The organism is Salmonella sp. SA14318 (assembly GCF_029866905.1).
GTDB classification, from domain to species: domain Bacteria; phylum Pseudomonadota; class Gammaproteobacteria; order Enterobacterales; family Enterobacteriaceae; genus Salmonella; species Salmonella enterica.
This window is the reverse complement of sequence record NZ_CP123282.1, coordinates 2,202,422-2,228,791: the sequence shown is the minus strand read 5'-3', so window position 1 is coordinate 2,228,791 and position 26,370 is coordinate 2,202,422. Positions and strand designations below refer to the sequence as shown.

General features: G+C 46.2%; 26 protein-coding genes. 11 read left to right on the top strand and 15 right to left on the bottom strand.

Annotation, left to right across the window (positions count from 1 at the left end; all coding sequences use genetic code 11):
* Positions 1-106: 106 nt before the first annotated feature.
* From ogt to uspE, 3 genes are all read left to right on the top strand, one after another.
* On the top strand, positions 107-622 hold the full coding sequence (gene ogt, locus QEN32_RS10680; protein WP_064043948.1) for a methylated-DNA--[protein]-cysteine S-methyltransferase: 516 nt from the start codon (positions 107-109) through the stop codon (positions 620-622).
* A gap of 195 nt (positions 623-817) precedes the next feature.
* On the top strand, positions 818-1,570 hold the full coding sequence (fnr, locus tag QEN32_RS10675; RefSeq protein ID WP_000611914.1) for a fumarate/nitrate reduction transcriptional regulator Fnr: 753 nt from the start codon (positions 818-820) through the stop codon (positions 1,568-1,570).
* Between the two features lie 150 nt (positions 1,571-1,720).
* A complete protein-coding gene (gene uspE / locus QEN32_RS10670) occupies positions 1,721-2,668 on the top strand; it encodes a universal stress protein UspE (RefSeq protein ID WP_001262138.1) in 948 nt (315 codons plus the stop codon).
* A 54-nt stretch (positions 2,669-2,722) separates the two neighbouring features.
* Here the strand turns inward: uspE and QEN32_RS10665 are convergent, their stop codons facing one another.
* Positions 2,723-2,977 carry a DUF2534 family protein gene (locus QEN32_RS10665; RefSeq protein WP_000605645.1) on the bottom strand — a complete coding sequence of 85 codons (255 nt, stop codon included), beginning with the start codon at positions 2,975-2,977 and terminating at the stop codon, positions 2,723-2,725.
* Positions 2,978-3,215: 238 nt separating this feature from the next.
* Here QEN32_RS10665 and QEN32_RS10660 point away from each other — a divergent pair, with 238 nt between their 5' ends.
* Positions 3,216-4,247 carry a mechanosensitive ion channel family protein gene (locus tag QEN32_RS10660; RefSeq protein ID WP_000493672.1) on the top strand — a complete coding sequence of 344 codons (1,032 nt, stop codon included), beginning with the start codon at positions 3,216-3,218 and terminating at the stop codon, positions 4,245-4,247.
* A gap of 81 nt (positions 4,248-4,328) precedes the next feature.
* Here QEN32_RS10660 and QEN32_RS10655 read toward each other — a convergent pair whose 3' ends face one another.
* On the bottom strand, positions 4,329-4,931 hold the full coding sequence (locus QEN32_RS10655; RefSeq protein WP_000163371.1) for a helix-turn-helix domain-containing protein: 603 nt from the start codon (positions 4,929-4,931) through the stop codon (positions 4,329-4,331).
* Between the two features lie 43 nt (positions 4,932-4,974).
* On the opposite strand from QEN32_RS10655, the gene QEN32_RS10650 reads away from it, so the two are divergent.
* Together QEN32_RS10650 and QEN32_RS10645 are read left to right on the top strand one after the other, a co-directional pair.
* Complete coding sequence (locus QEN32_RS10650; protein WP_023224872.1) at positions 4,975-5,661, top strand: B3/4 domain-containing protein; 687 nt, start codon at positions 4,975-4,977, stop codon at positions 5,659-5,661.
* Positions 5,662-5,688: 27 nt separating this feature from the next.
* Positions 5,689-6,027 (top strand): hypothetical protein, encoded by a 339-nt coding sequence (locus QEN32_RS10645; RefSeq protein ID WP_000051816.1) that lies wholly within the window; start codon positions 5,689-5,691, stop codon positions 6,025-6,027.
* Between the two features lie 106 nt (positions 6,028-6,133).
* Here the strand turns inward: QEN32_RS10645 and QEN32_RS10640 are convergent, their stop codons facing one another.
* The 4 genes from QEN32_RS10640 to zirU form a co-directional block, all read right to left on the bottom strand.
* Positions 6,134-6,691, bottom strand: coding sequence for a peroxiredoxin (locus QEN32_RS10640; RefSeq protein WP_023206472.1), 558 nt, complete (start codon positions 6,689-6,691; stop codon positions 6,134-6,136).
* A 98-nt stretch (positions 6,692-6,789) separates the two neighbouring features.
* Positions 6,790-7,620: a two-partner-like secretion system exoprotein ZirS gene (gene zirS / locus QEN32_RS10635; protein ID WP_077911525.1), complete on the bottom strand. Its 831-nt coding sequence runs from the start codon at positions 7,618-7,620 to the stop codon at positions 6,790-6,792.
* Positions 7,621-7,640: 20 nt separating this feature from the next.
* Positions 7,641-9,623, bottom strand: coding sequence for a two-partner secretion translocator ZirT (zirT, locus tag QEN32_RS10630; RefSeq protein WP_197398887.1), 1,983 nt, complete (start codon positions 9,621-9,623; stop codon positions 7,641-7,643).
* A gap of 74 nt (positions 9,624-9,697) precedes the next feature.
* On the bottom strand, positions 9,698-10,543 hold the full coding sequence (gene zirU / locus QEN32_RS10625) for a two-partner-like secretion system exoprotein ZirU (RefSeq protein WP_131041366.1): 846 nt from the start codon (positions 10,541-10,543) through the stop codon (positions 9,698-9,700).
* 293 nt (positions 10,544-10,836) lie between these two features.
* Here zirU and QEN32_RS10620 point away from each other — a divergent pair, with 293 nt between their 5' ends.
* Both QEN32_RS10620 and QEN32_RS10615 read left to right on the top strand, forming a co-directional pair.
* On the top strand, positions 10,837-11,694 hold the full coding sequence (locus QEN32_RS10620; RefSeq protein ID WP_010989022.1) for a GyrI-like domain-containing protein: 858 nt from the start codon (positions 10,837-10,839) through the stop codon (positions 11,692-11,694).
* A 389-nt stretch (positions 11,695-12,083) separates the two neighbouring features.
* Positions 12,084-13,193 (top strand): hypothetical protein, encoded by a 1,110-nt coding sequence (locus QEN32_RS10615; RefSeq protein WP_131041387.1) that lies wholly within the window; start codon positions 12,084-12,086, stop codon positions 13,191-13,193.
* A gap of 213 nt (positions 13,194-13,406) precedes the next feature.
* Here the strand turns inward: QEN32_RS10615 and QEN32_RS10610 are convergent, their stop codons facing one another.
* Positions 13,407-13,643: a YgdI/YgdR family lipoprotein gene (locus tag QEN32_RS10610; protein ID WP_001168016.1), complete on the bottom strand. Its 237-nt coding sequence runs from the start codon at positions 13,641-13,643 to the stop codon at positions 13,407-13,409.
* Between the two features lie 128 nt (positions 13,644-13,771).
* On the bottom strand, positions 13,772-14,362 hold the full coding sequence (locus QEN32_RS10605; protein WP_000208474.1) for a TetR/AcrR family transcriptional regulator: 591 nt from the start codon (positions 14,360-14,362) through the stop codon (positions 13,772-13,774).
* A gap of 77 nt (positions 14,363-14,439) precedes the next feature.
* Here QEN32_RS10605 and bdcA point away from each other — a divergent pair, with 77 nt between their 5' ends.
* Positions 14,440-15,153 (top strand): SDR family oxidoreductase, encoded by a 714-nt coding sequence (gene bdcA, locus QEN32_RS10600; RefSeq protein ID WP_020839314.1) that lies wholly within the window; start codon positions 14,440-14,442, stop codon positions 15,151-15,153.
* A 90-nt stretch (positions 15,154-15,243) separates the two neighbouring features.
* On the opposite strand, the gene QEN32_RS10595 is transcribed toward bdcA, so the two are convergent.
* Together QEN32_RS10595 and QEN32_RS10590 are read right to left on the bottom strand one after the other, a co-directional pair.
* Positions 15,244-16,113, bottom strand: coding sequence for an aldo/keto reductase (locus QEN32_RS10595; protein ID WP_000456775.1), 870 nt, complete (start codon positions 16,111-16,113; stop codon positions 15,244-15,246).
* 276 nt (positions 16,114-16,389) lie between these two features.
* Entirely contained in the window at positions 16,390-17,295 is a 906-nt protein-coding gene (locus QEN32_RS10590) for a LysR family transcriptional regulator (RefSeq protein WP_023203169.1), read from the bottom strand.
* Positions 17,296-17,412: 117 nt separating this feature from the next.
* Between QEN32_RS10590 and QEN32_RS10585 the strand changes: the two genes are divergently transcribed.
* On the top strand, positions 17,413-18,342 hold the full coding sequence (locus QEN32_RS10585; RefSeq protein WP_265322090.1) for an aromatic alcohol reductase: 930 nt from the start codon (positions 17,413-17,415) through the stop codon (positions 18,340-18,342).
* Between the two features lie 457 nt (positions 18,343-18,799).
* Here QEN32_RS10585 and QEN32_RS10580 read toward each other — a convergent pair whose 3' ends face one another.
* From QEN32_RS10580 to QEN32_RS10560, 5 genes are all read right to left on the bottom strand, one after another.
* Positions 18,800-20,002, bottom strand: a complete 1,203-nt coding sequence (locus QEN32_RS10580) for an MFS transporter (protein ID WP_023203171.1) — start codon at positions 20,000-20,002, stop codon at positions 18,800-18,802.
* A 379-nt stretch (positions 20,003-20,381) separates the two neighbouring features.
* Entirely contained in the window at positions 20,382-21,158 is a 777-nt protein-coding gene (locus tag QEN32_RS10575) for an SDR family oxidoreductase (protein ID WP_001727416.1), read from the bottom strand.
* Positions 21,159-21,337: 179 nt separating this feature from the next.
* Positions 21,338-22,642 (bottom strand): aromatic amino acid transport family protein, encoded by a 1,305-nt coding sequence (locus QEN32_RS10570; protein ID WP_052318441.1) that lies wholly within the window; start codon positions 22,640-22,642, stop codon positions 21,338-21,340.
* A 144-nt stretch (positions 22,643-22,786) separates the two neighbouring features.
* Positions 22,787-23,974: a mandelate racemase/muconate lactonizing enzyme family protein gene (locus QEN32_RS10565; protein WP_000704980.1), complete on the bottom strand. Its 1,188-nt coding sequence runs from the start codon at positions 23,972-23,974 to the stop codon at positions 22,787-22,789.
* 245 nt (positions 23,975-24,219) lie between these two features.
* Positions 24,220-24,999 (bottom strand): helix-turn-helix transcriptional regulator, encoded by a 780-nt coding sequence (locus QEN32_RS10560; protein WP_001649234.1) that lies wholly within the window; start codon positions 24,997-24,999, stop codon positions 24,220-24,222.
* A gap of 324 nt (positions 25,000-25,323) precedes the next feature.
* On the opposite strand from QEN32_RS10560, the gene QEN32_RS10555 reads away from it, so the two are divergent.
* Complete coding sequence (locus QEN32_RS10555; protein ID WP_001257182.1) at positions 25,324-26,247, top strand: LysR substrate-binding domain-containing protein; 924 nt, start codon at positions 25,324-25,326, stop codon at positions 26,245-26,247.
* The last annotated feature ends 123 nt before the right edge of the window (positions 26,248-26,370 follow it).

Below are 26,370 nucleotides of genomic sequence, written 5' to 3'. Positions count from 1 at the left end.
GCGCTAAATGTGTTATCCCTGACTATCTTTTAAGGAGTATGGTTGCGGGTATTCCTGGCATGATATCTTGTCTCTTACGTTAGATTAAGACGATGTGAGAGAACGGATGCTGAGATTACTTGAAGAGAAGATAGCCACGCCATTAGGTCCGTTATGGGTGGTTTGCGATGAGCAGTTCCGACTGCGGGCCATTGAGTGGGAACAGTACCGCGGTCGTATGGAGCAACTGCTAAATATCCACTACCGTCACGAAGGCTATGAACGCGTTTCTGCGACTAACCCCGGTGGACTCAGCGATAAGCTTGCAGATTATTTTGCAGGCAATCTCGCCGTAATTGATACTCTGGAAACCGCCACGGGGGGCACACCTTTTCAACGGGAAGTATGGCAGGCGTTGCGTGCTATCCCCTGCGGGCAGGTGATGCACTATGGTCAACTGGCGGCGCAACTGGGACGACCGGGCGCCGCACGCGCAGTCGGTGCTGCGAATGGCGCTAACCCCATCAGTATTGTTGTTCCCTGCCATCGCGTCATCGGGCGTAACGGCACTCTGACCGGATACGCAGGCGGCGTGCAGCGAAAAGAGTGGCTATTACGCCATGAAGGCTATCTTTTATTATGAAAATACAGGCAAAAAGTGCCTTATCGGTCACACTTTTATGTAAAGCAACAACAAATAAATTACGTGTTTTCAAATAGATAAAAGTATTCATCAAACTTATACTTGAATTATTCCTTCTCCGGGATAGCTCAGACTTACGCGCTCACCAAAAAGATGTTAAAATTGACAAATATCAATTACGGCTTGAGCAGACCTATGATCCCGGAAAAGCGAATTATACGGCGCATTCAGTCTGGCGGTTGTGCTATCCATTGCCAGGATTGCAGTATCAGCCAGCTTTGCATCCCGTTCACACTTAACGAGCATGAGCTTGATCAGCTTGATAATATCATCGAGCGCAAAAAGCCCATTCAGAAAGGGCAAACTCTGTTTAAAGCAGGTGATGAATTGAAATCGCTCTATGCTATCCGCTCCGGAACGATTAAGAGCTACACCATTACCGAGCAAGGCGATGAGCAGATTACTGGATTCCATTTAGCAGGCGACCTGGTGGGTTTTGACGCCATTGGCAGCGGTCATCATCCGAGCTTTGCACAGGCGCTGGAAACCTCAATGGTATGTGAAATACCCTTTGAGACACTGGATGACCTGTCCGGCAAAATGCCTAACCTGCGTCAGCAAATGATGCGTCTGATGAGCGGTGAAATTAAAGGCGATCAGGATATGATCCTGTTATTGTCGAAGAAAAACGCCGAAGAACGTCTGGCTGCGTTTATTTACAACCTGTCCCGCCGCTTTGCGCAGCGTGGTTTTTCACCGCGTGAATTCCGCCTGACGATGACCCGTGGCGATATCGGCAACTATCTGGGCTTAACAGTCGAAACCATTAGCCGTCTGCTGGGGCGTTTCCAGAAAAGCGGTATGCTGGCGGTGAAAGGTAAGTATATTACTATTGAAAACAGCGATGCGCTGGCGGCCCTCGCCGGTCATACCCGCAACGTCGCTTAAACGTCAGCTAAACCATTGATGTTATCTTCTGCCATATCGTTAAATTTTTCTCATTTATTGATCTGGCAGAAGCGCTTCCTCTGTTTCATTCACCATATTTGAGTTACTCTTTAGTTACAAACTGCGATGACAGTTGTAAGGAGACCCTGTATGGCTATGTATCAAAATATGCTGGTGGTCATCGATCCCAATCAGGACGACCAACCCGCATTACGGCGAGCAGTTTATTTGCATCAACGGATTGGCGGCAAAATTAAAGCTTTCCTGCCTATTTACGATTTCTCGTATGAGATGACCACCCTGCTTTCTCCTGACGAACGCACCGCAATGCGTCAGGGCGTAATAAGTCAACGCACAGCCTGGATACGTGAGCAGGCGAAATATTATCTTGAAGCCGGTGTCCCCATTGAAATTAAAGTGGTCTGGCACAATCGTCCCTTTGAGGCCATCATCCAGGAGGTTATCGCCGGCAGTCACGATCTGGTGTTGAAAATGGCGCATCAGCACGATCGACTGGAAGCGGTCATTTTTACCCCTACCGACTGGCATTTGCTGCGTAAATGCCCAAGCCCCGTGTGGATGGTCAAAGATCAGCCGTGGCCAGAGGGCGGCAAAGCCCTGGTCGCCGTGAACCTGGCAAGCGAAGAGCCCTATCATAATGCTCTCAACGAAAAGCTGGTAAAAGAGACCTTACAATTGGCGGAGCAGGTTAATCATACCGAAGTGCACCTGGTCGGCGCCTACCCCGTTACGCCAATCAATATCGCCATTGAGCTGCCGGAATTTGATCCCAGCGTGTATAACGACGCCATCAGAGGCCAGCATTTACTGGCGATGAAAGCGCTGCGCCAGAAATTCAGCATCGATGAAAAAGTTACGCATGTAGAAAAAGGCTTGCCTGAAGAAGTTATCCCGGATCTTGCCGAACATCTCCAGGCGGGGATCGTTGTGCTTGGCACCGTTGGACGTACCGGACTCTCGGCCGCGTTTCTGGGGAACACGGCCGAACAGGTCATTGACCATCTGCGCTGCGACCTGTTAGTCATTAAGCCTGATGAGTATCAAACACCGGTTGAACTGGACGACGAGGACGATTAATCCCTCTTCCGTCCTGCCGGATGGCGCTGCCATCCGGCCAATACCCTATTCCTGTTACTCATCTCCGCCGAGGAAATAGATCCCCAAAGGAATCGCCAGCAGAATAGTGAACACCAGACTGTAAACGAAAATCATTGCCGACTGAATGGCATACATAGAGCTTGTCCACTCGGACAGTGGAATATGATACTGCTCAATCACACCGCCGATAGTCGCGCGCGTTACCACCGATGCCGCAACGATAAACACTGCCAGCAGGCATAACAGAAATTTTTTCCCCTTCGCCGATTTCAGCTTCATCATGATCATAGTATTGTCCTTTACAGATGACTTTGTTACCTGATGGCAACAATACCATGACAATCACGCGATGTCTGCTCTATAAAACGTGACAATGTATTTACATAAAAAGTAAACCGCTGAGATTAAAGCTGATAGCACTATTTCTTCTTTTTACTTATCGATGATCTACGCGTTTATCCTGGGTAAAATACCTGTTAATCAGGTCATTCTGAGCTGTTATCGTAGGAAGGAGCGGAAAACAATAATGTTCACTGAATTTTTTCTCAAAAACGCATTTAATCTGGCGATACTTTTCAGTTGCGGTATGGCGTTGCTGGTCGTGAGATTTTGGCTCAGCCGTAACGTACAGTGGAAGAAAGGATTCACGTTCCATGCGGCACAGTTTTTTATTTACGCGATTATTATTGGGACCATCGGGAGCATCCTGAATAATGCTATTGAAGATTATAATTTGCGTTTTATCTCTTCCGGGGTCATTGATTTTATCTGCACCTCGCTCATTGCGCTTATTCTGACGATAAAACTTTTCCTGATTATTAACCAATTTGAAAAAGCACAGGTCAATAAAGGTAGAGATGTGACCAGTACCCGTATTCTGGCACGGGTCATAAAAATAACCATTATTGTCGCGATTGTCTTACTGTATGGCGAACATTTTGGCATGAGTCTGTCCGGTCTGCTGACCTTTGGCGGTATCGGCGGTATCGCTGTTGGTATGGCGGGCAAAGATGTCCTGAGCAATTTTTTCTCCGGTATTATGCTCTATTTCGATCGCCCCTTCAGTATCGGAGACTGGATTCGTTCTCCTGACAGAAATATCGAAGGTACGGTCGCCGAAATCGGCTGGCGAATTACACGAATTAACACATTCGACCACCGCCCGTTGTACGTGCCTAATTCCGTCTTTTCATCCATTAGCGTTGAGAATCCGGGACGGATGACCAACCGTCGAATAAAAACGGTTATTGGATTACGTTACGAAGATGCCGACAAAATTGGCCTCATTGTTGACGCTATCAGAAACATGCTGCAGGCGCACAGCGATATCGATCAGAAACAGACGCTGTTGGTCTATTTTAATGAATTCGCCGACTCTTCGCTGAATATTATGGTGTATTGCTTTACCAAAACAACAGTATGGCAGGAATGGCTTGCCGTACAGCAGGATGTTTACCTGAAAATTATTGCGATTGTCCAGGAAAACGGCGCTGACTTCGCCTTCCCAAGCCAGACGCTCTATATCGATAATCCGGAGGCCGCGCCTGCGATAAAATAAAAGATAGCCGGTGCCCGAAAATGCTTATCGGGCACCGAGGCTTCCCTGTCCGGATGACGGGTTGTTAGCGCCTTACGGTGATCAACGGCTCTTTTCATTCACCGTCATGGTAAATTCAAGCACCTCATTAGTGTCGTTAACGTAGGCATGAGGCATGTCGGTTCTGGCTACAGCGGAGCAGCCCTCCCGAATAATAAAGCGTCTACCGTCGACTGTTAATGTCAGTGTTCCCTGATTAACAAACAGTAATTCACAGGTGTCAGCCGGATGCCCTGCCGATTCAAACTGTTCACCAGGATGCATTATCCATTGCCAGAGTTCCAGCATATCCGGCCCGCTGGTTCCCGCCATCAGTTTTGCGCTGCCGCCTTTCTCGCCGCGCCACAACACCGGAATAGCATCCCGGTCGATAAGATGGACCATCGGCTCGCTGGCGACGTTAACAACATCCGCCACGGACACTCCCATTGCCGCCGCGATCTTACATAACAGCGCAATGCTTGGATTGGCTTTACAGCCTTCAATTTCCACCAGCATTCCTTTACTGACGCCGGAACGCCGCGCAAGCTCATCCAGCGACATCTTTTTTTGGCTACGAAATTGTTTGATACGTTGGGAAACAGCTTCATTTATCGTGCTGACGTCGGCGCCCGCCGTGGTCGATAAGTTGACTTTTTTGGTCATTGGTCGATATCATAGAAGAAAATAGTCATTACAGGATTATGCGATGTCTTCTATGTTACCGTCAATCAGCCCGGAACTGGCCCGTATCGCTCCCGGCTTTCGTGCATTAAGTATTAATGTTATTGCCGCTCCGATTCGCGATGCGCAGGTCGGAGAAATCGCGTTAAAAGAGGCCTGTCAGGCCGTAATTAACGGCCAACCGACGTGGGCACAGGCGCATATAGACGCCTGGAATGCGGTGTTTAAAGCATTCGGCGCAAAACCAAAGCGCACCCCCTGCTCGGCTGAAGCGCTACGAAAACGCGTGTTGAAGGATGGAACAATGGCGGCGCTGGACCCGGTCGTTGATCTTTATAACGCCGTGAGCCTGCGCTATGCCGTACCGGTAGGCGGCGAAAATAGCGCGGCTTATTGTGGATCGCCGCGGCTGGTTTTCGCAGACGGTAGTGAAACATTTGATACCCTGAAAGAAGGACAACCCGCCACCGAGTCGCCAGAACCGGGCGAAGTTATCTGGCGCGATGACAGAGGCGTCACCTGTCGGCGCTGGAACTGGCGTCAGGGAGTACGTACCCGACTAAGCGCTTCAGATAAAGCGATGTGGTTTATCCTTGAAAGCTTGCCGGAAATGCCGGTTGATGAATTGTACGCGGCAGGAAACATGCTGACTGACGGCCTTGAAAAAATGATGCCGGGTTTACGTTTTGAATCCACGTTGATGGGTGTTTGATTGATATTGCGTAACAGGAGAAATACCATGTCGCTGTTTCTGACAAGTTTTATTTTCGAAAAAAAAGAGTACGACGAAGAATTTTATCAACTGGATGGCTGGATTGAGCGCTATACACAGACTATTGATGGCTATATTGGGATGGAAAGCTATACCGATGCCGCCAGCGGAAGAATGGTTAATAATTATTACTGGCAGACCCGCGAATCAATGGAGCTATTGATAAATAATTTACAGCACCAGCAGGCCAAATCACAAAGTCATAAGTGGCTTTCCGGTTACCAGACGATTATTGCAGAAATTCAGGGGTGCCATAACGTTAACCTGCCCCATCCGCTGGCATCATTTTCAGTTCCTTATGCGTGATGCAATAGTATATGTGTTAAATGTGGGGGCACTACAGGAGGATGCCTGCGCCCCTGCATTGCCGGTTATTCGGTTCTCTGTGCAGGGACGGTGCTGATATAAGTGATTAGTAAACAGGAAGATGAGTGATATCTCGTGGTACAATAACACGCGTAACCACATTATTTTCATCGCACTCTATCAACGCTCTGGCAAAAATACTGAGCTCATTAATTTTCAGCCCGGAATTATCCAAAAACTGGCGGCAAGCGTAGTCAGAAACAAAGGTTATGCCGGGATGAATATCATGTTCCCGAATAAAACGGGCCTGAGCAAATGGCGTATCCATACTCAGCACATATACCGCCCGGTTTGAGTGGCTACCCGCTGATTTAAGGCGGTCACTATAGTCTTTTACCTGCCATTCACAAACCGGCGTATCCAGTGACGGGACGACAATAATCCGCTTTTTTATCCCCGGGATACAGTAACCCGGTAATAAATTATGGCTCACCAGCCCCTTTGTACAGGGTAATGGTTCCCCTTTAGCCAGTATACCGGGTTTGAGGGTCAGTTGCGTTTTGCCAAAGGTGACAGCGTGTTCCTGACCCAATGAGATATAATCTTGTGTTGTTGCTGGCGTCATAAAAACCTCTCCTTTTAATGTTTGTATTATTTTAGCCATAATAATTATTTAGCAATCCGCTAAAAAACCAGGTAAACATCCATAATAAGATGATGGTGATAAAAAGAATTACATTACCCATAATGATTAATATAGTTTTATGGTCTTCCTCTGATGGAAATTGTTTTCGTAAAAGCCTCTGAATATATAAAAGATATGTCAATACGCTCATTACTATGCCCACGATAGGTTATAACTTGTGTATATTTACCTGGAGCATTTTCTTTCTTAAGAGGACCATAATCCCATAAGCACTCTAAAATTTCACACGCTACAGACTTTTTAATGTAAACTTCATTTATAGGATTCCCGTCGATATCCTTAACAATAGTTGTGATGGTGGCACTTTCACCCGGCGATAATACAGACTTATCTATACTCATAACTGTTAAATCTCGACTTGGCGTATTAGATATAGTTTCTGTTTCAATATACTGAAATTCAGATACCGATGGCACAGGCGTGTATCCTGACGCTGAAGCCATATCCGTTTCATTATAAATTTCTAGTTTAATCTTTGAACCCCGATGTTCCTTTTGGATATTAAATTTATGCTCACATGGCTTTTCACGTTTAAGTATATGCTGAGAGTTATCTTTATTGATCTGATAATACGTACATACTGTAGTAAAAGTTTCCGCAGACTGATAGTTATTATCCGGATCTCTGATGCCTACATTTCTGGCATACCTCTCAATAGTCATTCCCGGAAAAGGTGTATACTTTTCAATAGAAAAGTCAAGTCCATTAAACTTCAATTCGTAGCCATCGCGAGGTGTTCCAGGCCTGTGCCCAACGCTCGGCGCCGTAGGAGGAGAAAATATCCCGACGGTTGCCGCGGACGTTGTCGACGAATCTGCCAAGACGCTTATCGGCGCAGCCGCCAGAAGCAGGCTATAGATAATAAGATTATGTTTCGACATACGCACTGTTGATCCTTTTTAAAACATTAATTCGCATCAGAGGTTGCGGTAGAACTCTTGGCATTTTCTTTATCAGAAATAATTCTGACGCGGATATATTTATTCTGAAGCGATTCCCCGTTAAGGCTATAAGGGATAAGCCAGGTGGCCTTTGTCGCCCCCGGTACGGATTGCCAGGATTTCATTTCATCCGAGATTTCCCACTGATAATTAAACGCATCAGTACAGTCCGTGTTATTTACACAAAGCGTTCTGGCTCGCATTTCTGTTCCGACGACTGGCGCAGTAACGCTTCCGTTGGTTTCTTCAGTACCCGGCGTAAAAAGCACCTCCACAGAAGTGACCTTCTGCGCAATACTGTCTGACTGCGCTTGTAGTAGTACGGTACCCTTCACCGGATGTTTATCGTCTGGTCCGCTTGCTTCAATATGTAATTTGAGCGAGCGGGCATCATCGCCGATATGGGTCACCAGAACCCGTTCAACCCAATGGCCATCACGCTCTGTACCACCGAGCGCTTTAAATGCCAGACCCGGCATATCTGATTGATACTTAATATGACGTGGTTTGAGCGACGCCCACTCCTCTTCAGAACGCTCGCGCACGTAGTGCCACTCAATAACCTTCCCCTCTTCTCCGGCAGGAAGCGGCGTACTGATAACAAAGTTGCCGTCCTCAACCTGAACATCGTCATTGATAACATTTATCCAGGAACGGAAACTGGTCTCATCCTGTGTCACCCTTACCGGGATACGCTCGGAGGTCACGCGAGTACCCCGGCTGTCAGTCACCGTTAAATAAAGGCTATACTCCTGACCGTCGGTCGCCGTCAGCGGAAGTTGTGGAAGGATAAGGCCGCTGCCCAGACTCCCCTGAAGCTGGAGTCCGGCGAGAAGCTCCGCATCACCCGACCACTCAACTTTCTCAATCGAGTAACGGCTATCTACCGTCGCCATTAATGTCACCAGCGTCCCGGACAGGCCTGACACCGGCATTGCCGTAATGCGGATTTTACTGGCCTGCTCCCGATACGCCATGACGATATCGTAATTACGATCGACAAAGGCATGCCGGTTAGTCGTATTCGACGGCGCCCCAACGTTGCGGTAATCAAGCTGTTCATGTAACGGCGTACCGAAGGAATAGTTGACTCTCAGACCGCCCTCTGCCTGCGAGCCGCCGTTACCGGCGTCCCGATATCCTGCTCTGACCTCAAGCAAGGGGACAGGATTCCAGACCAGAGCCGCACCTGCGGCGCGGGGATTCCGGCTTAATGTACCGTTACCCAATAGATCAACTTTATCCCCGTAATACTGTTCATATGTCAGCTCGCCACTGAACCAGGGAAAATCGGGAAGCGTGCCTTTTGTTCGCAGATCAAAGCCATATGCCGGACGCTCATCATGTAACTCATGCGCTGCTGACGTTTTCCAGCCGGTGAGAGGGAAATAATAGTTGCCGGAAAAGGCCAGACTGTCTTTATAAACTTCCCCGCCAATGCCGCCACGTAAGTGGGAATAACGGATGTCGGCATCCAGAAACGTATTGACGCCGAGCAGCCATCCATTGACCTCCTGGCGGTAACCCATACCAACGTTAACATAGGTGCGGCCATCGAAACTGCTGCTGTCGTGGTCGCGAAAGCCAAGCTGGCCAAAGAGTAAAGACGATGTCGTTTCCTCGACGGGAATAAACATATCGAACTCTGATGAGCGATATTTCGCGCCATCTTCAAGATTGACGCCACCACGGAAAATAATCTCCGGAAAAGCGCTCTTCATCCCCTCGTTCACCAGATGATTAGCGGCTTGCCCTGGTAACGCCTTTATTTTTCCTTTGGCATAATCCTCCAGCGTCCCCTCCTGCAGATGCGGAGAAATAGACGATGCCGTCCCTGCAATCCATGACTGAATTTCATTATCGCTATCAGCGATGACCGGCAGTGGAATCTGACTGGTAACAATGGCCCAGGTTATATATTTAGTAATGGGTTTTTTAGAAAAAACCACTTTATTGTCTCCTGCTATATCCCCCTGCCTGGCAGAGGGAGTATTTAAATAAGATGTTTATTTGGCGATAACCATCAGCGACGGATAGCGCGTTTATTCTCCGGCGTGGCTTTCGTCGTTTTAGGCGTAACGTGGACACGGAACAGTTTATTCTGTTCAGTTCCCTTAATAATATATTTATGCTTTTCAGCGTTGGTATTATTCAGATCGGTGAACTTATCTGGTGTCCCGGCATCCGCCATCTGCCAGGTAAAGTTATAATTACTGACCTCACACTCAGCCGCCGCTGTGGCGGCACATTCCAGTACCGCTTCAAGGGTGCCGCCTACCACTGGAGTGTTGGCGTCATTGGTACCGTTGAGTTTATCAGTCGGTTTACCACTTTCATTCACCACATTGATAGTGACAGAACGTAGCTTATTAGAAATTGTACCGTCTGCGGCGGAGTCGCCGCTCACCCCAGAAGATGCAGCAGTTAATAAGACAGTGGCAGGCAAGAATGCACTATCCGGCGTCCCCGTTGCCGTCTTAATCCGGTAAACGATTTTAATTTTTTTACCGCCTGCATCAGCAGGAATGGTAAAAGCCGTCCCGGTTGCCGCCGGGGTTCCAGAAGGATCGGCGGCCTCATTATCCACCAGATACCATTTAATATCGTCGGCATTATTCATTTTATCCAGCGATAAGGGATCCCCATCCTCATCCCTAATAAAAACATCCGCTATCTGGAGGGTTGAACCGGTCGTCAGTTCCCCAGACACTTCTATCTTTTTTGTATCCTTGGTTACCACAGGACGGTGACCAACAGAAGCAGGCGTAGCAGAAGAAGCCATATCATTGGCTCTGGTATTCGCCACCGCCTCTACTGAGACCACGGATGCACAAATCGCTAACGTTAATAAAGATCTTTTGAAGTACAAAACAATTCCCTTTTATTAAATCATTAGAAATAATTACGAGATTTATAATCTCACGGGCTAAAAATTCAGGGTTATTCAATCATTTTAACCGCCTGTAAAATTATGCCCTTCGCCATGCTAATTACTTAGCTTTACTGGCAAAAGCCGATCTTCAAGTGTAAAGTTTATTCAGAAACGTCAAGCAATTTAAATCTTTCTTGTTTTGCCAGAAAAGCTAACAACCACCCACCAGTTTAATTACACAGTATGTCAAACACCTTAAATGTTTATATTTTCGGCTTCAATAAAGAGGAATGATGATGAAAAAAGCCATAATAATCTCAGTATTAGAGCAAATAGAAAAAAATCTTGAAGAGAGGATTGATATTGAAAAGCTGGTTGTTATAACAGGTTATTCGCGAAGGAGTTTGCAGGATTTTTTTAAAGAAAAGTGTGGCGTCTCTATCGGAAAATATATCAGACAACGCAAGTTGAGCAGAAGCGCCACTCTGCTAAAGCTGACCTCTCAGTCTGTCACAGATATCGCGTTCAGAATGGGGTTTGATTCAGTGCAGTCCTATAGTCGAGAGTTCAAAAAAACATTTGGCGTCAATCCCAATAACTATCGCAAGGCTGATTTCTGGGATCTCAGAAACCTACGGCCTCCCTACTGGCTTGACTGTGATGAACATTATCAGTTCGAAATTTGTCAGCTTACGTCAAAAGAAATTTTCGGATTTCAAACATCTCATCAGATCGCAACAAATGACCTTCCTAAAAAAGCGTCACCTATAAAATGGAAAATCATTCATGAGACGCTCAGAACGTGGGGCGAAAATGTGTATTGTCTCTCGTCTTTTAAGCCGGATAATACCAAAGACCAGGTCATCGCCGTAAGCAGTTTTTTTGGTATGGAACATAATTCCGTCGATGGAGGCAAAATACCCATGTCGAGGGTAATAAAATGTGGTAAATATGCAAAATTCCATTTCGTTGGTCATAAGGAACAATATCAACAATTTTCCAATACAATATATATGTGTATATTGCCAAAACTGAATCTTATCAGGAGAGAAGGAGAAGATATTGAATACTTCCATTTGGCATCTGTCCAAAAGCAACAGAATAATGAATCCATTGTCGATCTTTATTATTACATCCCTGTACTGTAATGACTTCGTACCATCCACGTATTTCATCTGAAAAGCCTTCTCTTTTCAGAGCGGTAATAAAACTCTCAGTATTGATTCTGATAAAATAAGTGACTATTAAATAAATTAACGTTTTGAAAGGATTGAGAAAATAACTTGCGTGCACGCGACGCCGTGGACAGATTTCTGACAGTACTGTACGGTGTAGTGATCAGGTAATATTGGCTACAGTTTACGGTAAAAGCAAAGTCCATACTTTAACTATTAATGGGAGTATGCTGGCCGGGCGGCTTGCAGGGCCTTCATGCTCCCACATCTATAATGTTGGTATGATTACATTCTCTCTATACTTTACTGTGCTAACCTTTTATCTCGTTGAGATAACGTTTAATTAAAATGCTCTCTTTTTGATGTACATTATAAGAGGAGACATTATTCATATTTTCGAAATCAGGGCAGACGATATGTATACAACCATCAGAAACACAGCGCTAGCAATGGTAGCTTGTTTTTCGTATATCGCACATGCCAGTACCCACCCTCCTCTTATTATCACCAGGGGAGCCGGAGGAGACGCCTCCGGAGCCACAGTCATTCATGATAATTGGCGGCATGGCACTCCTGACCTGGTCAATCTTACCGATATCCCCATAGATAAAATCAGACCAGAAAAATACAGTTGCGTATTGATTATTGGGCAAGGAGCTATAAAAGAGATGCTTCTTGCGAACAATGCCTCAGCAATACTTTCCGGAAAAACTGTTGGTCTGTATAGTCATCTGATCGATCAGAACACGCTCAGATTACTTCGGCAATTGCAGAACAAAGTGAGATTCAATCTCTTTTTTACCCGCTCACAGATAACTCTACTAAAACTAAGGAACATTTCAGAATATAATTTTTTGAGTTCTAAAGTAAATAATGTCTGGGGACAAGACTCACTAGCAATTGAAACAGTGGCACCTGACAGGGGTAATATACCGGAAAAAGCCCTTCCCCTCAAAACAACAGATTATGTGATATGGCTGGGTGGAAACTATACTACCTCCTCTGGTACGCAGCGTATCTTCACAAACGATCAGATTGTTGTAGCCCTGAAACCACTACATAATGTTATTTCACCAAATGCATCGATTGCTATTATGCTTTCACCACGTTTCTTTGATAATAGCATGAGTAAAGAAGTAAAAGTTAAACGATTGAAGGCAGTACTTAACACCTTTTCGCGAAACAGGGTCACATTTTATATGAGTAAGGAGATGCTTGCTAATCTGAAAGAATTTGATTTACCTGTTCAACTATCCCCTTCTTACGCAGAGCTGATGCGAATGTCCTGGGCCAGCGCTACCCGGCATTTTGCCTCTGTGGATCAATATAACCTGTTTGCTGATCTCATACCTAAAGTCACGCCGTTTCTTCTTGAACCGAATGATGCCGATCAAGCTCTCTATGCGACGGATTATCTTAATACCCGGCGTGTAAGTCTGACCCAAAATATTCTTAACCACGGTTGTGACTAAATAAAACGCGCAGAATCCGGGATAGTTAGCAATCCAAAACAGACCGTTAGCCATGAGTACTGTTTATCTTCACTATACAGGGAACAACCAAATAACTGACAACACAAATCAAGCCGATACCCGGAATTCGGCTATACAGGCGCTCTATTCAATTCAGGCCCAGAAACCGTCCGGTACCCATACTGGACACGGCCTCCCAACTGCTTTAGCGCATTACCAGTCCAGCTTCGATGCGCCTTCTGTCGTCTGCACTATTTCACTGGTTTTAATGACGCGATGATAACCATAAGCATCAGCGTATTTCGTCATTCCGGTTGCGGTGTCAACCTCCGGCTTACCCTGCGTTTCAATAATCTCTCCCGTCCGGGTCGTCATGGTATAGGTCGTTGTACATCCGGCTAGCATCAACACTGATAAGCTAAGTACCGTAATAAGACTACATTTTTGCATTTCTCGTTTCCCTGACACCTCTATTTTTGATGTACTTTACCGAATACCGCAACGGCAAGATGGATGATTAGGGCTATTGCTCTCTGTTTGCCCGTATCTGATTGGCTCAGGTTTTTTGATGCGCTGCGTTAATCCGGCAGTAATCGCTCCAGCACATCCCCAGCCAGAAGCACGCTCTCCTGAAGACGCTCCAGGCTATACCCCGCTCGCGCCTTGGCGGAAAGTCCCGCCATTAGCGTCCCCATAAAGTCCGTCGTCCGGTCAGCCTCTTGCGGATACCGCATGGCGACATAAGTGCGAATCAGGTTTTCAGCAGCGATGTAAAACTCGCAGGCGGCCTCTCGTGCCGGTTTATCGTTACAATGAGCGCCCTCCAGAACCAGACACCCAGTGGCATCAGGATCGGCAGCGTAACGTCTTGCCGCTTCCATCAGCACATCGATAAGGCACTTCGCGGTCGGGCGATCGTGACGCAGAAGCGCCCCGAGTGGAATCGCGTCGGTCATCCTGTAACGCTTTAATACGCGAGTATACAGCCCCAGCTTGCTGCCAAACGCCGCATAAAAACTGGGAGGATTGATCCCGAACGCTTTTGTCAGATCCGCTACGCTCACCGCGTCGTAGCCGCGCGAATGAAATAAATGTTGAGCGGTTTCAATGGCTTGCTCCGGATCGAACTGGCGAGGGCGACCCGGCGTTCGGCTATGTTTTGTAGTCATTACTACATAACTCCTTGACGGCATGATTTCATTACGCATATTGTAGTGGCTACTACAATATCATAAAGGACATCCTGATGACGCTATTTCGCAACAAATCTGTACTGGTTTTAGGGGGAAGTCGTGGTATCGGCGCGGCTATTGTACGACGCTTTAGCGCTGACGGCGCATCGGTCGTTTTCAGCTACGCCGGATCGCGCGAAGCCGCCGAAAAACTGGCAGCGGAAACCGGAAGCACCGCCATCCAGACGGATAGCGCCGATCGGGATGCCGTCATCAGCCTCGTGCGTGAGTACGGACCGCTGGATATTCTGGTCGTCAATGCGGGCGTGGCTCTCTTCGGCGATGCGCTGGAACAAGATAGCGATGCGATAGATCGTTTGTTCCGTATTAATATCCATGCGCCTTACCATGCGTCAGTCGAAGCAGCCCGCAACATGCCGGAAGGTGGACGCATTATTATTATCGGTTCCGTGAATGGCGATCGGATGCCCGTACCGGGAATGGCCGCGTACGCCGCCAGTAAATCAGCCCTGCAAGGGCTGGCGCGCGGCCTGGCCCGTGATTTTGGCCCCCGCGGGATTACGATAAATGTGGTGCAGCCAGGCCCCATTGATACCGACATCAATCCGGAAGATGGCCCCATGAAAGAGCTGATGCACAGTTTCATGGCAATCAAACGACACGGAAGACCTGAAGAAGTGGCTGGAATGGTGGCATGGCTTGCCGGCCCGGAAGCCTCTTTCGTCACCGGCGCGATGCACACCATCGATGGTGCCTTCGGCGCCTGACGGCCAGGCGAATATCACACGGTTGCCGTCTACGCTCCGGCAACCGTGTTAGAAGCTGTTCATGCGAGAAAACATCCGCAAGCGCCGGGATCAATCGTGGATTTTAACGCCAAGACAACCGCGAACAAATTCAGGATTAAAATGCTTCACCGCTTCGCCAACGTAGCCTAAATCAAGGGCGTTGATTTGAGCCATTTCATTATCCGTTAGTGAGAAATCCCAGATGGCAAAGTTCTCTTCAATGCGTTCCTGTCGAGTGGATTTAGGAATAACCGTGACGCCACGCTGCACGTTCCAACGCAGGACAACCTGCGCGATGGTTTTTTGATGGGCATCGGCAATCCTTTGAAGCATGACATTTTCATACGGTTTATGTCTCCCGCCGCCTAACGGCGCCCACGCTTCAGGCTGAACGTTATAATGCTTCATGGTTTCCAGCGCGGCGGGTTGTGCAAAGTATGGATGCAATTCGACCTGGTTTACCATTGGCGTAATTCTGACGGTTTCACAGAAGTTGGCTAACACATGCGCATAGAAGTTGGACACGCCAATGGCTTTTAGTTTACCGGCTTCATAAGCGTCTTCCAGCGCGCGCCACGCGCTAAAATAATCGCCCATTGCCTGATGCAATAAATAGAGATCAAAATAATCTAACCCGGATTTTTTCAGCGACGCTTCAATACCTGCTTTGGCCAGATCGTAGTTAGCCATATCTTGCACCCACAGTTTAGAAGTAATAAATAACTCCTCACGGGTACACAGACCTGTCGCGATGGCTTCACGAACAGCGTCACCAACGGCATCTTCATTGCCGTATACCGCAGCGGTATCGATAAGACGATAACCGCTGCGAATAGCGCTTAACACTGACTGCTGACATTCTTCTTTGTCGGTTACCTTAAAAACACCAAAACCCACCATGGGCATTTTAAGGTTGTTACTTAATATTGAATATTCCACGCTAAAGCACCCTTTCGTCGTAAAGACGCCATGATAAGAGCAAAAGACAGGTACAATGAGTATTGTTAAATCCGATTATATTTATACAAAAAGTTCATTAATAACAGTTGTACAGATTTTTTATTGCATCCAAACGTTCAGTGCTTGCTATATCCTCGCCGTGTAGCCCCCTGTTTGATAATGCCTTTTTCTTATGCGTCAAAACCAGTACCGTCATTTTGAACGTCTGTGGAAAAGTTTTCTGAACAGGCAATGCGATATCCGGAATAATATTTTTTAGCGAAGAGGCTCCGACTGGCTCAGCGCCGTTTTGCACCAGTCATAAAAAGCGCGTACCGCAGGCGGCAGAAACCTGTTTTGCGGATAGACCAGCGCAAGCGGCAAATCATAAGAAGGGTTGTCCATGCAGGTCACCAGCGCCCCGCTGTGCAGATACGGCGCAACCAGATAGCTGGCGACGCGAATTAACCCCAGCCCCTGTATTCCGGCCTGAATATAAGCGTCCGTATCATCGACAACCAGCGTCTCCTGCATCCGCATCGCGTAATCCTCCCCCTCACGCGTAAAAAACCAGTCGGTGGTACGCCCGGTGCGGTGGTTCAGGTAGCCGACCGCATGGTGTTTTTGCAGATCATCTAAATTTTCAGGGCTACCGTAACGCTCAATGTAAGTGGGCGATGCTGCTATCACCCAGTTAAAACTGGCGAGCGGACGGGCAACCAGCGTGGTGGAATCATCGATCCTGCCGGCCCGAATCACGCAGTCATACCCTTGAAGGATAATATCCTCCACGCTATCGCTGGAACAAAGTATCAGCTCCAGCTCCGGATACTGGCGCAAAAAGGCCGGGAGCGTAGGAATAATGCAATGCCGGGCGAGAGATTGCGGCATCCCCACTTTAAAACGCCCTTTGGGTTGTGCCGCCCGGCCGGGAAATGACGACTCCATGGCCGCGATATCTGCCAGCACTCTTTTGCACTCTTCGTAGTAACGCCGCCCCTCTGCGGTCACGCTAAGTTTGCGGGTTGTACGTTGCAAAAGCTGAATCTTAAGCCAGGATTCCAGTTCTTTAACCACTCGCGATACCGTTGAGCGCGGCACGCCCAGCACTTCGGCGGCTCTGATAAAACTATGGGTATCCACTACGCAAACATAGACCTGCATCGCTTCCAGCTTGTCCATTTCCCCCCCCCAATTATCCCATTTATCAGAACAGTCTAACCCGTCTTCGGCGTCTTATCGAACGCAGATCCCTGACGTAATCTCTATCTACAGGTGAACCAACACAGAGAGGGGCAAATGAAACAATCCAATAATCAGGTAGGTGAAAAAGTATTGGTGCTGGGCGCGGGACAACTGGGGGCGTCAGTGCTGGCGTCGTTGGTTCCGGCGGTCACACAGCGTAATGGTTCCGTTAGCGTTATTGTGTCAGGGCGATCCAGGGATAAACAGAGCAAACGACGTTCCAGCATTCATCAACAACTGGCGGATGCCGGTGCGCGGTTTATCCCGGTCGACATCGCAGACAGTTCGGTTGCAGCGTTAAAAGATCAATTCCACGGTTTTGATACGATCATCAATTGTATGGGGTTTGTCGCCGGTGCGGGTACCCAGATAAAAATCACCCGCGCGGTACTGGAGGCGGACGTTAAGCGCTATTTCCCCTGGCAGTTTGGCGTGAATTACGATGTGGTCGGCAAAGGCAGCGGCCAGCCGGTGTGGGACGAACAGTATGACGTCAGGACGCTTTTGCGCGAGCAAAACGTCACAGAGTGGGTGATTGTTTCAACTGGTATATTTACCTCTTTTCTCTTCGAACCAGCCTTTGGTGTGGTCAACTTAGCCAAAAAAACCATCAATGCCCTCGGCGGATGGGAAAGGCAGGTCACCGTCACGTCGCCTGCGGATATTGGTCGCCTGACCACTGAAATTTATCTGCATCAGCCGCGTATCACTAACGAAGTCGTCTTTGTCGCGGGGGAAACGACCTCTTATGCAAAACTGGCGGAAACGGTCGAACGCGTGACGCAGCAAACCTTTACCCGAGGCGTATTGACGCTACCTGACTTACAGGAGCAACTCCGTTTACATCCGCATGACCCAATGCTGCGCTATCGCGTCGCCTTCGCGCGTGGTGACGGTATGTGGTGGCCGATGAGTGACACCTGGAATGCACAACATCATCTGCCGACACAGGATATTGCCGCCTGGCTGAAAACACACCAATGAGAACGGCGGCATCAGGCGCTCGCTTAATCCCCATGCCTTCTGCCAGCATCAGGCGGCGGGCTTGGCTACCTTGAGTTAACAAGAAACCAGTACGCATCAGTGCCTGGTTATGTGCTCCTGCTGTAACACCATGTCTGATAATGCTTTTTTCTTATCTGCAAAAACTGATGCCGACATTTTTACCGTAGGGAAAATAGTTTTCCGTTTTGTGATCTAACGATGCTTTTAACAAAACGCTTTAATCCATAGAGATAGCGTCACGAATAGCTTCCGGTTCCGGCCCAAAACTGAATGCGCCCTCAAGAATAAAGGAAAGAATGATACTAAAGTGCTCTCTTGTTCTCATCACCCCAGAGATAAACACTAAAAAGCCACAGCTCGAATTGCGATTGCGGGTGTCGTTCCTCTTATTTTGCCATAACTTACACCGGTTACCTTCCTGACACTGAGGTAAATATTACTCATGCTTTACGACAACTGTCTTGTGACTCCTTTTTAAGATACACAGAAATGCAATGCCAACAGGGATAAGTGACCCCCATAATACGGCATTCCAGCCATAAAGATTCAGCAACGCACCGGATGAAAACGACCCGACAATCATTACGCCAAATACCACAAAATCATTCAGGGACTGCACCTGAGTCTTCTCTTCGGGGCGATGATAATCAATGATCTTCGCTGAAGCGCCGGTAAAGCCAAAATTCCAGCCAACTCCCAGTAATATCAAAGAGAGCCAGTAGTGGAAGATATCTGTTCCGCTGAGCCCGGCAAGAACAGAACCTGCCGTAATAAGCAATCCAGTTGCGGAAATCCGCAGCGCGCCGAAACGGTTAATTAACCTACCGGTGAAGAATCCAGGCCCATACATAGCAATAACGTGCCATTGAATACCCAGATTGGAGGCTTGTTGAGAAATTCCATGCATATGCATTGAAAGGGGAGCTGCGGTCATCAGGAAATTCATCACCATATACGCAACCGCGCCGCTAAACACGGTCTTCAGGAAACCCGGCTGCCGAACAATTTCCTTCAGAGAACGCCCTCCTGATTTGGCTGCCACGGCTGGCTCGGCAGGAATTACGCCCTTAAGAATGAAAGCTGAAATGGTTGCTACCAGAGCCTGAGCTATAAAGGTAATAACAAATGTGTGTGGTGGCAGAAGATTCATTGTTCCCGTCACCAGCATTGGTCCAATGACACCAGCTACCACACCGCCCCCCATTACCAGGGATAATGCACGCGCTCGCCTTTCGGATGTCACTCCATCCGTTGCAGCAAAGCGAAAACTAAGTGCCACTGCAGCGTAAGCCCCTCCCAGGAAAGCGGCAAGGCAAAATAGCAAAAATGAACTAATAAAAACCGCAAGGGCAGCAATCAAGCCAGTAATCACTCCGGCCCCCGTCCCGACCATAAATGCGGCTTTACGTCCCTTTTTTTTCGCCAGTGCGCCAAAAGGAAGAATGCAGGCGGCCATGCCCAAGACAAATATAGTGATGGGGAGTGTGGACAGAGCACCACTGGGAGCTATGGCATTACCAACAATGGCACCGGTAGCGTAGAAGACTACAGAGTTAGCCCCGGCAAGCGCCTGAGCTAAAGATAAGCGAATGATATTATTATTCTGCGCAGCTACTGGCAGCGTGTGTTCCAATGTCATTAGTTAAATTATCCTGATTCATGGCGAGTACAATTTGATAACGTTCCTTTCCTGCTTTTAGCTTGTAAAGTGCGTCTTTGCCCCAGCTCGGAATTAAATCGCCCTCAATGTTATGTTTTGTGTCACAAACCATCTATTTAGTGAGGCATTAATAACCCAGTAATGGCTCTCCTCAAACTAATGGATATTTCCACAGACACGAATAACGTACTTAATCTTGTTAGTGTTATTTTCTGCGTATGATTGGCAACATGTGAATAAATTTATCATGCTTCCTCCGCCCAACACTTCTGGTTCATCCGCATCAATGACATAATGTGAACAGGATTGAATCTGCTCCCTAATAACCACACACGGTTGTCCGCGTGCGGCCTTGTTATCAGGCGTTACGACCAGCCATCACACCACCGTCGATATCCCAAATCGCGCCACTAACCCAGCCTGTCTTGTCAGACAGCAGGAATGCTACCGTTTCAGCTATATCAACCGGTGTCCCCACACGACCAATCGGATGGAAGCTATCAAAGCTGTTCATTACATCCTTCACATCGTCTTTAGGGATAAAACCTTCGTAAATCGGTGTATGTACGACCGCAGGAGAAACTGCGTTCACACGAATCCCGTTACTGCCCAACTCAATCGCCAGATTTTTAGTCAATGCATGAAGACCCGCTTTTGCCATGGAGTAAGCTGAAGACGGTGTAGCGCCTATAGCTTGCCGTGCCCACATAGAGCCAATATTGACGATAGATCCCTTAATACCTGCCTTAACCATATTGCGCACAACATCACGGGTAATGAAGAAAGTGGCACGGTTAATGCTCATATACATGTCGTAATCGGAAGGTTCGTGCTCGGTAAACGGTTTTGGGAAGAACACGCCAGCCGCATTCACCAGCAAGCTAACGTCTTTATGCTCCGCATTGATGGTATCCAGCACATGTTTCATTCCTTCTTCTGTCATCAAATCGGCAACAATAATGGCAACCTGACCTTCTGTCGCCAGAGCCTGACGGGCTTGCTCTGCTTTGTCCTGGCGATTGCCAATCAGCACCACGCTACCACCATTTTTCAATACCCGTTTCGCTGTTTCGAAACCCATACCGCTGGTACCACCTACTACTAACAATTTTTTACCTGTAAATAATGCGCTCATCGTTAACCTCTTAAATAATTGATTACTGCTTTTATGTGAACTAATGATGGCTTCAACGACGAGGACTGACGAATCAGAAGATTTTGCTGGCCGCTAAAGAAAATCTATCTCGCAATTAGCAACATCTAAGAGCCAGATTCTCTCTTAGATGTTATACCGTTTAATGACTTGTAAAACCTTTATTTTTCAAGGATCTTAAATAATGGCGATACCACCAGCATAAAGCCCATTAGTGATACGAAAATTACCGCAGGGGATTTATATTTTTGTAAAGATGGCACTCGCCAGATCAGATAGCACGGAATAAGGCAAGAAACTAATCCAAAGGTTCCCACAGTCCATTGGAGTAATGCCATTGTAGACACATCGGCAACAACCCATCCCCAAAGAAGCACGATCGCAGTAAGTGTAACCAAATAAGGGAGAAAATTATTAAATTTCTTACCACGTACAATGAAGCGGTCTGCAATATTAATAATAATTCCTGACAATGCATCGTAAAAACCGAGATAAATACCAAAAAAAGAAGTTAAAATAGCAGAAATGCTTAGTAAAACCGAAAGTACTGGTATAAATCCGCCAGTGTTTTCAGGGATAATCTTTGCCATCAGCGCCAGCGCTGATGTATTTTGAGAAATCCCCATCTTTGCTTGTTCCGGGGTGGTTGAAAACATAAATGAAAACGCAAAAAACAGAACAGACACAACAAGGATAATATATGCTATCCGACTTGCCCTAAGAGCGCGAAATGTTGCGACTTTAGGGTCTGATTCAATTTTCCTGAATGCAATATTCATTGGATTAAGAACCTGAATAAATACAATCGAAAATAATGCAAAAGGGAGAGAAACCAAAACATCTCTCATTAAATCAATTAAACTGTCAGGGCTTGCCATGCTGACATTATTCATGTTCCAATAAGGGACCATCAATGCACCTAACACAATTATAATCATGAGTTTAAATACAATAAATGGCCCGGAAATTTTAAAGAGCAAACGTTCCCCACGGGAGGCAACCAGAACCATTGCTACCAACAATACCAGAGGAAACCATAACGTATCGGATAGTGAATGTTGAGTAACACCAAAACGCTGCAAATAACTGGAAGTATCATTAGTTATAGTAGCAGCATAACCCAGCATCCCCTTCAATATTGTAAAAAAATAGAGGAAGCTCAAAAAAGCCCCCCAGTTTCTCCCTAAATATTGCGTTATAGTCCCCGCATAATCTGTCTGTTTCGTTTCTGAAAGAGAGGTAATATACAATTTTGTTAATAGATAAACTATAGGATATGTAATAAGTAATGCAATCGCAGTTGCCCAAAAACCTTTAACACTCATTTGCAATGGCATAAATACAATTCCGGAGCCAATTGCCATGCCGATACACATTATTACCCAACCGACATCATAAGAAGTAAATGGGATTTTATTTTTTCCAACATTTTCCTTAACATTGTCTAATGCCATTTCTTGTTTCATTTATTGATAAACTCCATGACAGATGTTCAGTAGGCAAAGCTTTATATTAGATCTTATTACTTAGATCATATGGGAAGAAAAGATTCTGCTGTCAGATCTATTTCCCCCATACTATTTAGTTAGTAGAATTCATTTCACCAATAATTATTTTTCACAGATAGTTACTATATTCATCCGTTTTTCAGCATCTTTTCTAAGTGTCATACCAAAACCGGGTGTTACAGGAACAGCAATTTTTCCATTTACTGGCTGTAAATCTTCTTCAAACAACTCCCGGTTACAAGATTTAAGATTAAAAGAGTGGTGCTCATGGATCTCAAAATTTGGAATAGCTGCTTCAAATTGTAATGCCATCGCGATAGCAAGTGGCGAACCACAATTATGCGCCTGAACCCCGACGTCAAAGGCATGTGCCAAATGAGCAATCTTCATACCTTCTGTGATACCACCAACCAGGCCAATATCAGGTTGAATCATGTCGATGGCACCTTGTTGTAGATACGGCAGGAATCCCCATCGGGTATATAATCGCTCCCCTGTTGCAACAGGAATGGATGACTCCCTGGAGACTTTTATTTGCGCCTCTGGACTATTGTAGTGGGTAGGTTCTTCCATGAACAAAATATTTAAATCAGAAAAGTAATCGGCTAGCTGTAACGCTCCGGAGGTTGAAGTAAGTGAATTCCATTCGATAATGATGTCACACTCCTCACCAATTCCTTCACGGACCGCCTCCATACGAGAACGCGCCAGTTTGCGTTCGGCTGGAGTAAACACTCCCCGTTTACGAATACGTTCCCCATTAGCATCAACATAAACAGGACAAAGCTTCACGCAATCATAGCCTTCAGCTCGCGCAATTTGTGCTGTTTCTCGAAATTCAGCAGGATCGTTAAGCATCAATGATTCATCGGTCCAACCAAAATGAAGCTGGCTCGCATAGCAACGCAAAGGTGCTGGTGTTTTTGCTCCCAGCAGGCGATGAACCGATAAGCCTGCGGCTCTGCCTTTTATATCCCAAAGTGCTGCATCCAAAGCGCTCATAGCCCCAAATATCACGGGGCCTCCCCCTAAGGCCCAAAATGAACGCTGTCGCATGATTTCCCATAGCGTTTCAGTATCATTAGGGTCCTGTCCCAGAAGAAAACGTTCAGCAAGTATACGAATCATCGGAGCAATAGCCTCTGATGCCGTACCATAAGCAAGGCTCGCTTCCCCCATACCAGAGATTCCTTCATCGGTATGTATTCGCACGTAAATTGGTCGCCACAAATCAAGTCCATTTTGCCCGGACAGATCAATTTCAAGTGTTTCTATCTTCGTAATCTTCACTCTAAAAACTCCTTTAGATAAATTTTTTCATCTGGCCGAATTTATCGCCCTGACTTTTGTTATTACTAAGTTCTTTCATTTATATATTATTTGGTACCGAAAAATTCTATACGCCTGATAGCTAGTTTGTCATTTCTAAAAAAAGACAAATGATGTAGAGTAGCCGCCATTTATGTTACAGCGAAAAATATAAAAATTAACATACTTATTCAGTGAGTGAGGTAAGTCACATTTATAAAATAAAACTAATACCTTCTCTTCATATAATCCAGAGGAGCATGTCCCATAGTAAGATGAAATGCATAAACAAATGCAGAACTCGAGCTATATCCTAAGTCTATAGCTATTTCTGTTACTCCTTTACCACAGTCGAGTAACTCAATAGCTTTCATTAATCGCAGGCGTTTTTTCCAGGAACGTAAACTCATTCCTGTTTCGATAGTAAAACGTCTTGATAATGTACGCCCCGACATTCCCAGTTCATGGCACCATTCTTCCTGTGATCGTGTATCCGACGGGTTTTCGCATAATGATTCACATATTTTTACCAATGATCGATTTTGAGGCCAGGGTAAAATAAATTGAGCGCTACGAACATTTCCCAGATGGTATAAAATTAACTGTATTAGTTTCTCTATATAAACTTCATCATTTATTCTTCTGTCTGATATTTCTAAGATAAGCGCCTTAAGGAATGGGGAAACATCAAAAATGGTAGGTTCCGACATGTCAAATTGATTATGAGCATCGTTAGCTATCCATAAGCTATTAAAATAAGCCCCTTGTGATGAGCCGACCTGATGTTGAGTTCCCGCAGGCAACCAGACAGCCTGTAATTTCGGCGAAATCAAAAATGATTGTTCAATTGTTTTAACCATTAAATCACCTGCTGTTGCATAAACGACCTGATGCCATTTATGCTTATGCTCAGGAAAACAATGAGCTGCAGGTATAAATTCTTTCCGTATGGCTAACGGATTCGGAGCGGTGATATGGTGCGCTATATTCAGTGAAGTCCATTCCATAATATCGCCTAAAATATAAAATTATTACATTAAATATACTGTCACTGTTAATGAATGAACACCAATGAAAAAATATTTCAACATCAAATAGAATAAATTCCTTGACGGAGCAAAAAAAACACGCTAAAGAGATTTTTGTATCGGCATCACTGATGCCAGAAAAAATCATCATAAACAAAGAAATAAATCATCAGCTTATTATCTTATTCAAGATAAGCAAAACAACGTTTATCCGGTTCCGCATGAGTATTTACATTGAAAATTGAGGAAGAAAATCTATCTCGATCACGTATACTAGTTCCATTGTATGAGATGGAGAATAAAATGCGTTCGCTTAATCGCTTGAAATGGCTGCACGCTTTTGAAGCAACTGCGCGTCATGGTAGCTTCACAGGTGCAGCCAAAGAGCTAGGCGTCACCCCGGCAGCCGTAGGACAACTGGTTCGGGCACTTGAAGACTGGGTAGGCCACCCCCTTTTACACCGTACACGTTCTGGTAAAGAAAGGCTCACGCTCGTGACTGAGGCTCAGGATGCGCTAAAAGAGATCACTCAAGGGCTCGATAGCCTTGAGTCAGGACTTAATAAACTGCGCGGTCGTCAGGCTCGATCCGTCGTCATTCTCACGGCCTCACAAGTTCTGGTGATGAACTGGTTAATGGAAAAATTAAATCGTTTTTCCGAAACGCATCAAAATATCGAGCTACGCCTGAATGTGACGGAAAAACTCATGGATGTGGCTCACGGAGAGGCAGATATTGGTGTTCGTTGTGGCAAAGGAGACTGGTCGGGGGTAAATAAGACATGGTTAATGGATGAGGAGGCTGTTCTGGTATGCAGCCCACGCATTGTACCGCCTGAGAAAATTACGTGCGGCGAATGGCTGGCAGAACAAAAACTCATCCATGATGATACCCTGCACCCTGGTGCAAATTTTCCTTCATGGGAAGAAGTCTTAGCCGCAACGCAAGCTCCAGCTACGCGTTATACAGGATTGCATATTAACTCTACCTCAGCGGTTATTATGGCTACGCTTAGCGGCCAGGGTGTGGCAATTGTCCGCCGTGCGCTGGTTGAACAGTTAATTGCCACAGGACAACTGATACAACTTCATCCAAATATACGCTGGCCGCTAACATGGTCCTATTACATTGTTACACCACAAAAAGCAGTGATGCGTCCTGAAGTAAAAGTTTTTCATGACTGGTTAATTAATGATATTTTGATTAAAAATAGCCCAACCTCCTGAATTTCAGGAGGTCATCCTTTTAATTTTAGTGACTAAAGCCATCAAAGGCTATTTTTCATACAATTAAGATAGAAAATCTTTACTGCAACTAAAGTTTATCTCCCTTGCCCGTGCCATTATCCA

Bases quoted from the DNA above. Each gene is read 5' to 3' on its own strand.
- ogt (WP_064043948.1), top strand. From the start codon at position 107: ATGCTGAGATTACTTGAAGAGAAGATAGCCACGCCATTAGGTCCGTTA.
- fnr (WP_000611914.1), top strand. From the start codon at position 818: ATGATCCCGGAAAAGCGAATTATACGGCGCATTCAGTCTGGCGGTTGT.
- uspE (WP_001262138.1), top strand. From the start codon at position 1,721: ATGGCTATGTATCAAAATATGCTGGTGGTCATCGATCCCAATCAGGAC.
- QEN32_RS10665 (WP_000605645.1), bottom strand. From the start codon at position 2,977: ATGATCATGATGAAGCTGAAATCGGCGAAGGGGAAAAAATTTCTGTTA.
- QEN32_RS10660 (WP_000493672.1), top strand. From the start codon at position 3,216: ATGTTCACTGAATTTTTTCTCAAAAACGCATTTAATCTGGCGATACTT.
- QEN32_RS10655 (WP_000163371.1), bottom strand. From the start codon at position 4,931: ATGACCAAAAAAGTCAACTTATCGACCACGGCGGGCGCCGACGTCAGC.
- QEN32_RS10650 (WP_023224872.1), top strand. From the start codon at position 4,975: ATGTCTTCTATGTTACCGTCAATCAGCCCGGAACTGGCCCGTATCGCT.
- QEN32_RS10645 (WP_000051816.1), top strand. From the start codon at position 5,689: ATGTCGCTGTTTCTGACAAGTTTTATTTTCGAAAAAAAAGAGTACGAC.
- QEN32_RS10640 (WP_023206472.1), bottom strand. From the start codon at position 6,691: ATGGCTAAAATAATACAAACATTAAAAGGAGAGGTTTTTATGACGCCA.
- QEN32_RS10620 (WP_010989022.1), top strand. From the start codon at position 10,837: ATGATGATGAAAAAAGCCATAATAATCTCAGTATTAGAGCAAATAGAA.
- QEN32_RS10615 (WP_131041387.1), top strand. From the start codon at position 12,084: ATGTACATTATAAGAGGAGACATTATTCATATTTTCGAAATCAGGGCA.
- QEN32_RS10610 (WP_001168016.1), bottom strand. From the start codon at position 13,643: ATGCAAAAATGTAGTCTTATTACGGTACTTAGCTTATCAGTGTTGATG.
- QEN32_RS10605 (WP_000208474.1), bottom strand. From the start codon at position 14,362: ATGACTACAAAACATAGCCGAACGCCGGGTCGCCCTCGCCAGTTCGAT.
- bdcA (WP_020839314.1), top strand. From the start codon at position 14,440: ATGACGCTATTTCGCAACAAATCTGTACTGGTTTTAGGGGGAAGTCGT.
- QEN32_RS10590 (WP_023203169.1), bottom strand. From the start codon at position 17,295: ATGGACAAGCTGGAAGCGATGCAGGTCTATGTTTGCGTAGTGGATACC.
- QEN32_RS10585 (WP_265322090.1), top strand. From the start codon at position 17,413: ATGAAACAATCCAATAATCAGGTAGGTGAAAAAGTATTGGTGCTGGGC.
- QEN32_RS10580 (WP_023203171.1), bottom strand. From the start codon at position 20,002: ATGACATTGGAACACACGCTGCCAGTAGCTGCGCAGAATAATAATATC.
- QEN32_RS10575 (WP_001727416.1), bottom strand. From the start codon at position 21,158: ATGAGCGCATTATTTACAGGTAAAAAATTGTTAGTAGTAGGTGGTACC.
- QEN32_RS10570 (WP_052318441.1), bottom strand. From the start codon at position 22,642: ATGAAACAAGAAATGGCATTAGACAATGTTAAGGAAAATGTTGGAAAA.
- QEN32_RS10560 (WP_001649234.1), bottom strand. From the start codon at position 24,999: ATGGAATGGACTTCACTGAATATAGCGCACCATATCACCGCTCCGAAT.
- QEN32_RS10555 (WP_001257182.1), top strand. From the start codon at position 25,324: ATGCGTTCGCTTAATCGCTTGAAATGGCTGCACGCTTTTGAAGCAACT.